Genomic DNA, 13,057 nt, shown 5'->3' with positions numbered 1-13,057 from the left:
AACCACATGGAGCGCTTCACGCGCTCCATGTGTTCAGTTGCCCGAGTACCTCTTCAAGCGATGGTCGCTGCTGGCATTCGGGCTGTACGCAACGTGCCTGAAGTGCCTGCAGGCTTGCGATGACGGCGTCGTGCTGCGTTGCGGCATCACAGCGTTCCAGCAACTCCCCCAGCAAAATGCCAAAAGCCCGCGTCTCTATACGCTCAAGCGCCTGCCCCAGCGCCGCTGAAGGGTGAAACGACGCCGCGCCGAAGTCGCCCAGCAGGCAGGTGCCGTCTTGCTGCAAGAGAATATTGTGACCATACAGGTCGCCGTGGGTAATGCCGCCTGCATGCAAATGAGCGGTCACCGACGCAATGCCTCTGGCAAGTCGCAACAGCACCTCCAGCGAAAAGCGTACCTCGCTGGCGTAGACGTCCCGGCTGCAGGATTCCAGGCTCGGCGGTCCGGCAAGGTTGCTGAAATCGGGGGCAATCAGCTCCATGACCAGGCCGTTTTGTCGATCAGGATGCCCGATGATCTGCCCCAGCACCTCGATCAGGTGCTCATGACGCCCGGCGGCAATGCAGGCCGCCATTTCATTAACGGGCGAGCCATCGCTGGTGACACTGCCTTTGTACAGCTTGACCGCCACCGTTCGCTCTGCATTTTCGTCCTGCCAGACGGCTTGCTGGATGATCCCTGAAGCGCCTTCGCCCAGGCGCTGCCGAAGGTTCAGTTGCTGCCACGGAATCTGCTGGATCGGCGTTGCCGGAAGCTCTGTGCAGAGCGGATTGTCGGCGTAGGCAAGCCAGGCGAGGGCGGGCAGATTCAGCAGCCATTCCGGCAGTTCGGTCAGGCGATTGGCGGCGATGCGGATCAGCTCCAGGTTCTGGCAATGCCTCAGGCTGGCGGGCAGGGCGCGCAACCGGTTGCCGGCAAGCATCAGCTTTTGCAGGTCGGGACGATGGCCCAGTTCATCCGGCAGCGACTCGATCCGGTTGTCGGTCAGGATCAGCCAGCGCAGGCGCGGTGGCAGTGAGGCCGCGCTGACCTGTTCGATACGATTGGCCTTGAAGCCGACGATGCGCAGGTTCTGGCAACGGCCAATGCCTTCCGGCAAATGCGTGAACAGGTTGTCCGAACCGAACAGTACCTTCAAATGCTTGAGACGATGGAGGTCGTCAGGCAGCGCAGTCAATGAATTACCGCTGAGGTTCAGCACTTCCAGCGTTTGCGCCAGATCGAATATCTCGACGGGGAATTCGCTCAGACCACACGAAAGGTCCAGCCGTTTGATGCCCGCCAGCTTGCCGGCGCGTAAGTCTGCGAGGGTGTGCATGAGTAGGTTCAGTCATTGATCGGACAAGTCGCGCATCATAACGGGAGTTTCAGTCGCTGACTGCCGCAACGTCGTCTCAGGACAGGCAGCGGTCGACCCATTGATGCACGCGCTCCACTGATGGCGCCGATTCGGCGTACAGAATCCGATAGATCATCGGCCCGACAATCGCGTCGATCATGTCGTCGGCCGTCGGTGACACTTCCCCGCGAGCGACGGCGCGGTCAATTAGGGTCTGCAATTGCTCGCGAACCATCGTTGCGCATTTACCGACGCAGCCCGACGTGCTGGCCGCCACATCGCGCATCAGTGCCCGCCCCGGTGCAGAGGACATTTCGTCCAGGTACATCTCGCTCCACGTGAGCAGGTCCCGGCGCAGACTGCCTTGATCAATTGGCGTGTCGGGTCGCATGCGCTCGATGGCGGCATCCGCCAGCAGTGTGGTCAGATCACCCCAGCGACGGTAAATGGTCGAGGGCGTGACACCGGCCTGAGCGGCAATCATGGGCACGCTGAGCACCGAGCGGTCATGCTCGAGCAGCAAGTCCCGAACGGCGCGGTGAATGGATTCCTGCACCCGGGCGCTGCGGCCTCCGGTGCGTATTGCCTCTTTTATAACCATACGGCGGACCTTAACACAAAGTATTTGCTTTAAGCGTTGTCGAGTCGCACACTCCGCAAAAGCTAATTTATGGCTTTAACGGTTTTGCCTTAGCGGAGTATGCAGTCATGTCCCGTTCATTACCCCCTCTGACATCGTCAGGGCCGGAACCTCATGTCAAGGCGCGAAGCCATCTCGGGTTTTTGGCCTTCACCACGTTGTGCTTCTTTGCCGCATCCAGTACGCCTACGCCGCTTTATCACGTGTACCAGGAGGCATGGGGCTTTTCTTCCGGCGTGCTGACGCTGATTTTTGCAGTGTATGCATTCAGCCTGTTGGCTGCATTGCTGACGGGCGGTTCTTTATCGGATTATCTGGGGCGACGTCCGGTAATCTTTGGCGCGTTGCTGCTGCAGATCGTCTCGATGCTGTTGTTTATTTTCGCCCGAGATGTCAGCTGGCTGGTGGCCGCACGCTTGGTGCAGGGTTTTGCGACAGGTCTTGCCGCGAGCGCACTGGGCGCTGCATTGCTCGACAGTGATCAGGCCAAAGGGCCGATGATCAACAGCATTTCGCCGATGCTGGGTATGGCGGTAGGCGCGCTGGGGACGGCGTTGCTGGTGCAGTTCGCGCCGCAGCCACTCGTGCTTGCCTACTGTTTTCTGCTGGCCGCTTTTGTGATTCAGGCCTTCTACCTCAGCCGGGTTCCGGAAACCGTCAGCCGCCAGCCGGGTGTCTGGCGATCCCTCATACCGTCGCTGCATGTCCCGCAACAGGCCCGGCGCATGCTGTGGCTGGTGTTGCCGGTCGATATCGCGGCGTGGGCACTTGGCGGCTTTTTTCTGTCATTGAGTCCGTCCCTGCTGGTGGCGGCTACCGGCTCGACCTCGCCACTCAATGGCGGGGTGGCAGTGGCGGCTCTGACCCTCAGCGGCGCACTGGCGATTCTGACGTTGCGTCAGCGCGAGCCGGAGCTGGGGTTGTGGGTCGGCGCAAGCGTCCTGCCAATCGGGGTCGCAGTGATTCTGCTGGCGGTCAACCTGGGTTTGCTGTGGCTGTTTTTCGTCGGCGCACTGGTGGCAGGCATCGGTTTCGGGTCGAGCTTTCTGGGCGCTCTGCGCATGCTGATGCCGATGGCACAGGCCCATGAGCGGGGCGGTCTGATGTCGGCGTTTCTGGTGCTCAGCTATCTGGCGTTCTGCATTCCGGCACTGATTGCAGGTTATTGCGCGCACACGGCAGGTCTGGTGATGACCAGTAATGTATACGGTGCGGTGGTGATCGTACTGGCGCTGATGGCGTTGACGAGTCTGATAGTGCGGCATGCAGCGAGGAAAAAGATAAACACCCACGCCTGAAGTCAGCAACGGCCAGGTCTGCGTTGAGCGTGCGGGAAAAGGCCTGTTCGTGGCGACGTGTTGTCAGGCTTCAATGTTCCTGAACTGAAGAGCAGGCAGTGAGCTTAATAAAGACAGGGGCGTGTATTGCCGGACCAAGAACAGGGCCATGCAGGCCCTGATCATTGATCCCTGAATCAGGAGAGCCAGGACTCGACGGTGTCGGAGCCGTGTTCGGCCTTCCACTCTTTCAAGGTTTTGTGATTGCCGCCCTTCGTTTCTACAACTTCGCCGGTGTGCGGGTTCTTGTAAACCTTGAGCGAGCGCGCTTTACGAGTAGATTTGACGGGCGCGCCGGAAGCCTTGCCGGGCTTCGAGCTTGAAGAATGATCCAGAATCGCGACAACGTCCTTCAGGCTTTTGCTGTACTCGCCCAAAAGCTTGCGCAATTTGGTTTCAAACTCGATTTCCTGTTCAAGTCCCTTGTCGCCTTTCATGGCCTCCAGTGCAGCAATTTGTTCGGCCAAGTGACGTTCGAGCTGGCGGTATTCAGCGAGTTTTGACATGGGTGCTCCAAGCAGTTGCTAAGTGTGATGTGTTTATATCCTGCCCGAGGTGCATTGAGGGCAGGATTAGCGTTGACGTGTCATCCATTGAACTGACTGTCTGCGGGATACAGAAGTTCGAACGGATGCACAGCGTGTTGTCCCGGATAACTTCTAACGCAAGTTCTCGACCATGTCCGACAGCACACTCAGCACATCGCTGGCCAGTTGTGCCGAACGTTTGCCGGACCATCCGGTGACAGGGTCCGGCGCGTTATTGTTGTCTTTGAAGGGCATCTCCAGGGTCAGCGCCAGACATTGATAACGCTCGCCCACGGCATTGGCGGCCAGTTTCAGGTTGCCCTGGCCCTTGGCGCTGCGCGGGTATCCGTAAACAGTCTGGAAGTCCACCGTGGCGTCGCACAGTCGGCGGCGGAACTCTTCCTCTAGTTGTTGTTGATGAGGGGTATACCCCGGATTGCCTTCACAGGCTGCTGTAAATACATACGGGATTTCCTCGTCGCCGTGGACATCAAGGAACATATCCACACCGTACTTTTCCATCTGCTGCCTGGCGAAAAAGACTTCCGGGGTCTGCTCTTCGGTACTGTCCTGCCAGGCGCGGTTGAGGTCTTTTCCATTGGCATTGGTGCGCAAATGGCCGTGAAAGGCGCCGTCCGGGTTCATGTTCGGCACCAGATAGATATCGGCGTTGCTCAGCAACTGCCGCATCGCTTCATCATCCTGCTGGAGACGTTCGATCACGCCCTCCATGAACCATTCGGCCATGTGCTCGCCTGGATGCTGCTGAGCGATTATCCAGACGTTGCGTTTACCCTCGGCACCGTCACCCTTGCGCAGCAAAGGAATATCACGACCTTCGACACTTTTACCGGTCGCCAATACCTGCATACCTGCCTGCTCCTGCGCCTGCAGGACCAGCCGGTGGTGGCGTTCGCGACTGTAGGGTTCGAAATAGGCAAACCAGACGTGCGGCTGCTCGGGTACAAGGCTGAAGTTCAGGGCCTTGCCATCGAAGCTGGACGGCACACGAAACCAGTTCTGGTGGTCGTAGGACGCCACCGCGTCATAGCCGGTCCAGGCAGTGTTGAACGTGGACTCACTGGCGTTGGTCAGGCTGAAACCATAGCTCTGGCCGGCACTCAGGCCATCAACCTTGAAATGAAACCACTGGAAATGGTCACTGCGGGTATCGGGCCGAATGGCCAGCCTGATATGAGCCGGGTCGCTGGCATCGAGTACCTGAATGTTGCCGCTGTCGAAATCTGCGCTGATAGTGAGGGTCACAGTGTGTTCCTGGGTACGTTAGTGCCATGTCAGGCCGCAACTGTACACCGATCGACATTGTGCTCCGCGACGTAAAATTCACGCTGTGCGACGCTGGATGCGTCGCGGCACTCAGCCGTGCTTCAGGAAATCGCTTCGGCGGTGACCATCAGGCTGCACAGGAAGGCTGTCAGCAGGCACCAGACCAGATACGCGTGGCGCTTGCGACGGTGCCAGCCTGAAGCGCCGAGCAGCGAGGCGGGTGCCTGCAAAAGGCGCCAGACACGCTCACTGTTCTGAAACGCCGACAGGTGGGCGGCGTCGGCATCAAGCCAGTGGCGAAACTCGATACGCTCGCTGGCGGTGGCTGCGGGGCTTTGCAGATGCACGTACCAGCGGCTGGCCTGATCCTGAATGGACGTACTGTCGCTGGGCGTGTGGGCATGCGCCTTGCCCATCGCCCTGAGCATGGCGCGCTCGACGCGTGCAACGTCGATATCCATAAAGCGCGCGATGTCGGCATAGGGCCAGCCGTCAAGGCGGCTGAGCAGGAATACCTGTCGGCTACGACGCGACAGCTTGCCCAGCCTCTGACTGAGTTCGAGCGTGTCCGGCGCAGGTTGCAGGCCGGTCGGCAGGTGCAGCAGAGAAGAGAGCTGACTATTCATGATGTTCCGCTCGCTGATCTTCCATGGGAATTCCTCCTTGATCTGACCCGGACCTTCCACGATGAGAATAGATCAGGAAGCCCGAGAACCATTCTCAATTGAAAAGTCGCTGCATTCACATTTTATGTGCCGTATTCACCCTTTTTCGGGCAAAAAACATGACCCTGATCTGGGTGGTTTTGCTATGATCCGCGCCATTGCTGCATGCACATGCGGCACCCAGACTTCATTAGCCTGAAGCAGCGGAACCACTAAAAGAAAGAACAAAAAAAAGACCCGGCAAAAAGCCGGGTCAAAAACCGTGATTAGCCTGATGAGGAGATAATCCGGAAGCCGACCTAAGACTTCCAGGTTATCCAGCAGTTCTCGCGAACCGCTGAAGCAATAATAATCATTATCATTTGAAAATCAAATGTTTTTATTGCCCTCATCGAAATAAATAATCCGCCAGCGTTCGTCTGGCGGATCATTTTCTGCTTCAGCGCCCCCGCACTCTCTACTCCAACGGCAACTCCGTGGTCCGCTTGACCGTGCTCATGGCGATGTTGGAATGCGCCTCATGCACATGAGGCAATTGCAGCAGATGGTCGCGTAGAAAGCGCTCGTAGCTGGCAATGTCCTGCGCCACCACTTTGAGCATGAAGTCCATCCCGCCCGCCATCGTGTAGCACTCCAGAACCTCGGGGTGGCCGATGATCGCTTCTTCGAACTCGGCCAGGTAGCGGCGGCCATGCCCTGACAGCTTGACCTCGACGAACACGGTCATGCTCAGCCCGAGTTTCTGGGGGCTGAGCAGGGCGACCGTGCGCTCGATGACCCCCTCTTCCTGAAGCCTGTGGATACGCCTCCAGCAGGGCGACTGTGACAGCTCCACGCGTTCGGCGATTTCTGCCGCGGACAGATTGGCGTCATGTTGCAGCAGGCGAAGAATCTTGCGATCGATGGGGCTCAATTTAGGCTGCATGAATTGACCTTGTTTTTTGTTCTGGTCGAAAAAAGCATGCTCAATATCAGCAGATTTGCATGCATTTAGAAAGAAAAAGCCTCTTTGCTACAGGCAGTCTAGTGGCAAGGCTGGCGGGCAGGACCGTCCCGTTGCAAAAGCCTGACTCCTCATAAGAACAAGACAAGAACAAGAGAGGTACGCGCATGTCCCTGGCTGATATTCGTCTGGATGATAAATACCGGCTTGCCACCGGCAATCTGTACCTGACCGGCACGCAGGCGCTGACCCGCCTGCCGATGCTGCAAAAGCAGCGCGATGAAGCGCAGGGCTTGAACACGGCGGGGTTCATTTCCGGCTATCGCGGCTCGCCGCTGGGCAATCTGGACAAAAGCCTCTGGGACGCCAAGGACTATCTTCAGCAGAACGCCATTCATTTTCAGCCGGGTATCAACGAAGAGCTCGCGGCCACGGCGGTGTGGGGCAGTCAGCAGGTCAATCTGTTTCCTCACGGCAAGTACGATGGCGTGTTTGCGCTGTGGTACGGCAAAGGGCCGGGTGTAGACCGTTGCGGCGACGTGTTCAAACACGGCAACTCGGCAGGCGTGGCAGCCAAAGGGGGCGTGCTGATTCTTGCTGGCGATGATCATGGCTGCAAGTCATCGACCATCGCGCATCAGAGCGAGCACGCGTTCATTGCCTCCATGATTCCGGTGCTCAACCCCAGCAATGTTCAGGAAATTCTCGACTACGGCATCATTGGCTGGGAGCTGTCGCGCTACAGCGGGTGCTGGGTGGCAATGAAGACCATTGCCGAGAACGTAGACTCGTCGGCAGTGGTGGAAGTCGATCCGTTGCGGATCAAGACCCGTATCCCTGAAGACTTCGAGCTGCCCGAGGGCGGGCTGCACATCCGCTGGCCTGATCCACCGCTGGCCCAGGAAGCGCGGCTCAACACCTACAAGATTTACGCCGCCAGGGCCTTTGCCCGGGCCAATCAGCTCAACAAGGTGGTCATCGACTCCGCGCAGCCGCGGCTGGGGATTATCACCACCGGCAAATCCTATCTCGACGTGCGCCAGGCGCTGGAAGAACTGGGCATCGATCAGGACCTGTGCGACAAGGTTGGCATCCGCGTGCTCAAGGTCGGCATGAGCTGGCCGCTTGAGCCCGTGTCGGTCCATGACTTTGCCGAAGGCCTGGACGAGATTCTTGTGGTCGAGGAAAAACGTAGCGTTATCGAGGATCAGCTGACCGGCCAGCTCTACAATTGGCCGGTGGACCGACGTCCAGTGGTGGTGGGCGAATTCGATGAGCAGGGCCGCTCGCTGTTGCCCAACCTCAGTGAATTGACGCCGGCGATGATTGCCCGGGTCATTGCCAAGCGCCTGGCCCCTTTCTATAGCAGCCCGCAGATCGAGGCGCGACTGCAGTTTCTCAGTGAAAAGGAAAGCGCGCTTCAGGCCCCGCTGTTCAACACGCTGCGCACCCCGCATTTCTGCTCCGGCTGCCCGCACAACACGTCGACCCGTGTGCCGGAAGGCAGTCGGGCGCTGGCCGGGATCGGCTGCCATTACATGACCATCTGGATGGACCGCGAAACCGATACCTTCACTCAGATGGGCGGCGAGGGCGTGACCTGGATCGGCCAGGCACCGTTCACCGAAACCCCTCACGTCTTTCAGAACCTGGGCGATGGCACCTATTTTCACTCGGGGCACCTGGCGCTGCGTGCGGCCGTCGCATCAAAGGTCAACATCACCTACAAGATTCTCTACAACGACGCGGTGGCCATGACTGGTGGCCAGCCGATTGATGGTGTTTTGCGTGTCGATCAACTGAGCCGCCAGGTGTTCAACGAAGGCGTGCAGCGCATCGCGCTGGTGTCTGACGAGCCGGAGAAATACCCGGACCGGGCGGGCTTTGCGCCAATCACTACATTCCACCACCGCCGCGACCTGGACAGCGTGCAACGCGAACTGCGTGAGTTCAAAGGCGTTTCGGTGATCATCTATGACCAGACCTGCGCCACCGAAAAACGCCGTCGGCGCAAACGCGGCACCATGCCTGAGCTTGAAAAGCGTGCATTGATCAACCCGGCGGTCTGTGAAGGGTGTGGTGATTGCGGGGTCAAGTCCGGCTGCCTGTCGGTACTGCCCAAGGAAACGGCCCAGGGCCGCAAGCGGGAAATCGACCAGAGTGCCTGCAACAAGGATTTCAGCTGTGTGGAGGGATTTTGCCCGAGCTTCGTCACTGTACACGGTGGCAAATTGCGTAAACCGACGCTGCCCAAGCAGGTCGAGGCGTTCGCCCGCCTGCCAGAGCCAGTGCTGCCGTCGCTGGAGCGGCCTTTCAATATCCTGTTGCCTGGCGTCGGAGGAACGGGCGTGACCACGGTCGGTGCGATGCTGGGCTACGCCGCCAACCTGGAAGGCAAGGGCTGCAGCGTGCTGGATCAGGCCGGCCTGGCGCAGAAGTTCGGCCCGGTGGTCAGCCATATCCGTATTGCCGCGCGTCAGCAGGACCTGTTCGCGGTGCGCATCGCCGCCGGAGAGGCGCACCTGTTGCTGGGTTGCGACCTGCTGGTGGCCGCAGGCCCGGACGCCATTGCCAAGCTCGACAGCCGGATCTCTTACGCAGTCATCAACAGTCAACAGACACCGACCGCTGAGTTCACTCGCAACCCGGACGCCGTATTCCCGGCCGAGGCGATGAAACAGACCATCATCGATGCCGTGGGTGCCGATAAAACCCATTTTGTCGAAGCCACTTCACTGGCGACCCGGTTGATGGGCGACAGCATTGCCAGCAACCTGTTCATGCTGGGTTATGCCTTCCAATTGGGTCTTATTCCGCTGACCTCGGCGGCCATCGAGAAGGCCATCGAGCTCAATGGTGTGGCGGTCAACCTCAATCAGCAGGCCTTTTTGTGGGGACGCCGCACCGCGCACGATCCGGCTGCCGTTGAGGCGTTCGTCAACCCGCAACAGCCGGTCAGCGAGCCGCAACAGATGGACCTGGATCAACGCATTCAAAGTAATGTGGACACCTTGACGCGTTATCAGAACAGCGCCTACGCCATGCGTTACGTGGCGTTGGTGCAACAGGTGCGTGAGGCCGAATCTCGTGTGTTTCCGGGGCAGCAGCCGATGTTGACCGAAGCGGTCGCCTTCAACTATTTCAAGCTGCTGGCCTACAAGGACGAGTACGAAGTGGCGCGTCTGTACAGCAATGGCGACTTCACTCGGCAACTGGAGGCGCAGTTCGAAGGTGACTACCGGCTTGAATTCCACCTGGCGCCGTCCTGGCTGGCCAAGCGCGATCCTCACAATGGTCAGCCGCGCAAACGAAGCTTTGGTCCGTGGATGCTGCGTGCGTTCGATGTACTGGCGGCCTTCAGGTTTCTGCGCGGCACGGCGTTTGACCCGTTTGGTCGCAGTCTGGAGCGCAGGCAGGAGCGGGAACTGATTGAAAGTTATATCAGCGATGTCGAACTGATCGTGCAGCACCTTCAGGCGCAAAACCGCCATACCGCGCTGAGCCTTGCGCGTCTGCCCGAAAAGATTCGCGGCTATGGCCACGTCAAGGAAGCCGCCATGAAAGCCGCTGCGTTACAGGCCGACATCCTGCGCAAAAGCCTGGAGAGCGGCGAGGTGGTGGCACCGAAGTTGTATGAGGTGGCAGCTTGATGACGCAAGTGACGGCTGAGTTCTGGCGCTGATCCGGGAGGAGGGCTCGGCAAGGATGCCGAGCCCTGTGTGGCGCAGGCACGAACGTAAACATCATGGCCGGATGACTATCAGTGCCTGTAAGAGCGACCAGGGCGGTGATGGCGAGGGACGAGCATTACTTGGGCCTGAACACATGGGCATGCCCAGCCCGATACAACGAGGACTCACTGAACGTGTCGGCGGCCAGCACCCGGCCAACGAGGATCAGTGCGGTGCGCCGGAAACCTTTGGCCTGCACTTTTTCCTCGATATCTTCCAGCGTACCGAGTACCCAGTCCTGGTCCGGCCAACTGGCGCGATGCACCACGGCGATCGGGCAGTCGGCCCCGTAGTGCGGCGTCAGCTCTTTGACAATTCTGTGCAGGTTATTCACGCCCAGATGAATTGCCATGGTCGCTCGATGGCTCGCCAGGCTGGCCAGCGCTTCGCCGCTCGGCATCGAAGTCTTGTCGGCGTAGCGGGTCAGAATCACGCTCTGGGAAATGTCCGGCAGTGTCAGTTCAACGCCCAGTAGCGCGGCGCAGGCCGCAGTCGCTGTTACGCCGGGAATGATTTCGTAAGGAATACCCGCTTCCCGCAAATGACGAATCTGCTCACCGATGGCACCGTAAAGGCCCGGATCGCCTGAATGCACCCGAGCAACATCTTGGCCCTGCGCGTGAGCCGCCTTGATCAGGTCGATGATCTGCTCCAGATGCAGCTCGGCACTGTTGGTGACCTGAACGGCCTGGTTGCCGTCCAGTACGGCCAGTGGCACCAGCGAGCCTGCGTAGATGATCACCGGGCAGGTACGGATCAGGCGCTGGCCCTTGACGGTGATCAGCTCGGGATCACCGGGGCCGGCGCCGATGAAATAGACAGTCAATGAAATCTCCGGAGATAAATGAGCACGGCGTGATTATCCGCCCGCCGCAGGGCTGGTTGCCAAGGCAAATGTCGCGTGGGCGCTTTTTTGCCGTTCGATCAGCAGCCTGGCCGTGCCGTCGCCTAGCTGCGCGGCCAGCGCCAGTGCTGAACCTTCGGCAACACCGTGGCAGCCGGTGGTCTGAAAAACCCGTGCTGAGCGGTGCGTCAGGTGCAGCTCCCACGCCACCAGTTGCGCCGCGTTGAAGCACACCAGCGGCACTGCCAGTTGCGCGGCCAGCTCACGCAGCCCCGGTTCCTGATCTTTCAGGTCAAGGGAGGCCAGCGCAGTGACACTGCTCAGGTCCAGATCGAGCGCTTCAAGGCTGCGCCCGATCAGCTCGCGCAGCGCCACCGCCGAGCAACCGCGTCGACAGCCCAGCCCGACCACCAGTGGCGCGCCGGGTTGCAAGGCCGATGGGTCATGCCTGATGCAGGTCGGCATTGTTTGGCTGGGCCGTGTTTTCGTAGGCGGTGTTTCGGCGGAACAGCCAGGCGCTGATCAGACCCATTGCCACCCAGAACAGCGCATTGGTCAGCAGCGATGCGATCATGAATTGTAATTCCAGCGCTTCGGGTGCCAGGCTTTCATGAGCTTCAGGTTGCGGCGCACCGATCACATGGGGAACGACCAGAATCGCGGCGCCCAGCACTTTGAGCAGCCAGTTCTGACCAAACACCAGCAACGCCAGCCCGGCGGCAGTGGACGCGGCAGTGCCGATCCACCACAGCTGACGCTGACTCAGGTCGGCGGCTGCGGTGCCCGGCAGTTCAGGGGGCAGGCCGAAGGTGGGCGCCAGAACGAATACCGCAAAACCCGCCAGCCCCCATGCGGCGCCTTGAGCCGTGCTGCCCGGCGCACGCAGGGTGTAAAGCCCGGCCAGCATCAGCGCAAAGCCGACGGCGACCACCAGATTGCCGCCAGTGGTGGACAGCACGCGTTGCCAGCCGTCTTCCGGTTCCCATGCCGCTTCTTCATGCACATGACTGTGTTCAGCCGCTGCGCCGTCGGCATGCTCGTGGGCCAGCTCGGCGGGAGCATGCTCATATGTTTCGGCCTGCTGGATCAGCGGAACGACCCAAAGGCTTTGCAGCAAGGTCAGCAGCAGGGCTGCCAGAAGGCCGGTGAACCCCGCCGTTTGTGCGATTCGCTTGAACATTGTGTTGCCCTCAATGGCAAGGAAAGGCGGCGCTATGACGGGTGTCGTGTGCCGCGTTGTGTACGGCGGCAATGTGCGAAAAGCCGGCGAAATACACCAGGCAGGCACCCAGCAGCGCAGCGCTGATTGCGGCGGTCAGGCGTTGGGTCTGAGTGGAATGGGCAGCGGCGGTCTGGCTGCTGCTGATGGTGCTGGACATGGCGATCCCTCTTGAGTGTCAGCAAGTGGACCATGCGCACGCGAACCCGCTGGCGAGCGCCAGAGGTTTCGACTGCGCCCGCCCACCGCGGGTTTGTCATTGCAAGGATATCGGGCCGGTCTCCGGGCTTGCGAGGGGCCGGGACGCCAGTGCGTTCAGGCCTTCAAGGTCACCTTCCCATGCCGGGGCACAGTGGATCAGACCTTCTCTCGCTTACCGTTGCGGGGGCAGCACCGGACTGACTCAAGGTTGAGCGCACCGGTTTCCCGTTTCACCCCGTGAGGGGCACCCGAAACAAGGCGCACAGGAGAGCATGGGCAGCGGGGCATCGTCAATCTGAACGATTGACCTGTCTGCGGTCA

The 13,057-nt window shown here is 59.9% G+C and carries 12 protein-coding genes and 1 riboswitch; of the genes, 2 read left to right on the top strand and 10 right to left on the bottom strand.

Features of this window, described 5'->3' with window-relative positions; genetic code table 11:
- Nucleotides 1–16: 16 nt before the first annotated feature.
- Both BW686_RS08570 and BW686_RS08565 read right to left on the bottom strand, forming a co-directional pair.
- On the bottom strand, nucleotides 17–1,321 hold the full coding sequence (locus tag BW686_RS08570; protein WP_084915900.1) for a leucine-rich repeat-containing protein kinase family protein: 1,305 nt from the start codon (nucleotides 1,319–1,321) through the stop codon (nucleotides 17–19).
- Between the two features lie 76 nt (nucleotides 1,322–1,397).
- Nucleotides 1,398–1,943 carry a TetR/AcrR family transcriptional regulator gene (locus tag BW686_RS08565; RefSeq protein ID WP_084915899.1) on the bottom strand — a complete coding sequence of 182 codons (546 nt, stop codon included), beginning with the start codon at nucleotides 1,941–1,943 and terminating at the stop codon, nucleotides 1,398–1,400.
- A 107-nt stretch (nucleotides 1,944–2,050) separates the two neighbouring features.
- Between BW686_RS08565 and BW686_RS08560 the strand changes: the two genes are divergently transcribed.
- Nucleotides 2,051–3,280, top strand: coding sequence for an MFS transporter (locus tag BW686_RS08560; protein ID WP_084915898.1), 1,230 nt, complete (start codon nucleotides 2,051–2,053; stop codon nucleotides 3,278–3,280).
- 176 nt (nucleotides 3,281–3,456) lie between these two features.
- Here the strand turns inward: BW686_RS08560 and BW686_RS08555 are convergent, their stop codons facing one another.
- From BW686_RS08555 to BW686_RS08540, 4 genes are all read right to left on the bottom strand, one after another.
- Nucleotides 3,457–3,825, bottom strand: a complete 369-nt coding sequence (locus BW686_RS08555; protein WP_084915897.1) for a histone-like nucleoid-structuring protein, MvaT/MvaU family — start codon at nucleotides 3,823–3,825, stop codon at nucleotides 3,457–3,459.
- A gap of 153 nt (nucleotides 3,826–3,978) precedes the next feature.
- Nucleotides 3,979–5,112, bottom strand: coding sequence for a M14 family metallopeptidase (locus tag BW686_RS08550; protein ID WP_084915896.1), 1,134 nt, complete (start codon nucleotides 5,110–5,112; stop codon nucleotides 3,979–3,981).
- A 122-nt stretch (nucleotides 5,113–5,234) separates the two neighbouring features.
- Entirely contained in the window at nucleotides 5,235–5,759 is a 525-nt protein-coding gene (locus BW686_RS08545) for a sigma factor-like helix-turn-helix DNA-binding protein (RefSeq protein WP_084915937.1), read from the bottom strand.
- Between the two features lie 496 nt (nucleotides 5,760–6,255).
- Nucleotides 6,256–6,723: an Lrp/AsnC family transcriptional regulator gene (locus tag BW686_RS08540; RefSeq protein ID WP_084915895.1), complete on the bottom strand. Its 468-nt coding sequence runs from the start codon at nucleotides 6,721–6,723 to the stop codon at nucleotides 6,256–6,258.
- Nucleotides 6,724–6,908: 185 nt separating this feature from the next.
- Between BW686_RS08540 and BW686_RS08535 the strand changes: the two genes are divergently transcribed.
- The gene (locus tag BW686_RS08535) at nucleotides 6,909–10,391 is read left to right on the top strand and encodes an indolepyruvate ferredoxin oxidoreductase family protein (RefSeq protein ID WP_084915894.1); all 3,483 of its coding nucleotides are present in this window, start codon (nucleotides 6,909–6,911) and stop codon (nucleotides 10,389–10,391) included.
- A 157-nt stretch (nucleotides 10,392–10,548) separates the two neighbouring features.
- Here BW686_RS08535 and cobM read toward each other — a convergent pair whose 3' ends face one another.
- The 4 genes from cobM to BW686_RS08515 are packed head-to-tail and all read right to left on the bottom strand — an operon-like array spanning nucleotide 10,549 to nucleotide 12,695.
- Nucleotides 10,549–11,298, bottom strand: a complete 750-nt coding sequence (cobM, locus tag BW686_RS08530) for a precorrin-4 C(11)-methyltransferase (protein ID WP_084915893.1) — start codon at nucleotides 11,296–11,298, stop codon at nucleotides 10,549–10,551.
- Nucleotides 11,299–11,331: 33 nt separating this feature from the next.
- Nucleotides 11,332–11,781 (bottom strand): cobalamin biosynthesis protein, encoded by a 450-nt coding sequence (locus BW686_RS08525; RefSeq protein WP_084915892.1) that lies wholly within the window; start codon nucleotides 11,779–11,781, stop codon nucleotides 11,332–11,334.
- Nucleotides 11,759–12,496: a CbtA family protein gene (locus BW686_RS08520; RefSeq protein ID WP_084915891.1), complete on the bottom strand. Its 738-nt coding sequence runs from the start codon at nucleotides 12,494–12,496 to the stop codon at nucleotides 11,759–11,761. The genes BW686_RS08525 and BW686_RS08520 overlap by 23 nt, the downstream gene beginning before the upstream one ends.
- Nucleotides 12,497–12,506: 10 nt before the next feature.
- Complete coding sequence (locus tag BW686_RS08515; protein WP_084915890.1) at nucleotides 12,507–12,695, bottom strand: CbtB domain-containing protein; 189 nt, start codon at nucleotides 12,693–12,695, stop codon at nucleotides 12,507–12,509.
- A gap of 96 nt (nucleotides 12,696–12,791) precedes the next feature.
- Nucleotides 12,792–13,003: riboswitch (cobalamin riboswitch) on the bottom strand.
- Between the last annotated feature and the right edge of the window lie 54 nt (nucleotides 13,004–13,057).

Origin of the sequence: Pseudomonas syringae (genome assembly GCF_002157375.1) — a bacterium.
Lineage (GTDB): Bacteria > Pseudomonadota > Gammaproteobacteria > Pseudomonadales > Pseudomonadaceae > Aquipseudomonas > Aquipseudomonas syringae_T.
This window is presented reverse-complemented; position numbering and strand designations above follow the sequence as displayed.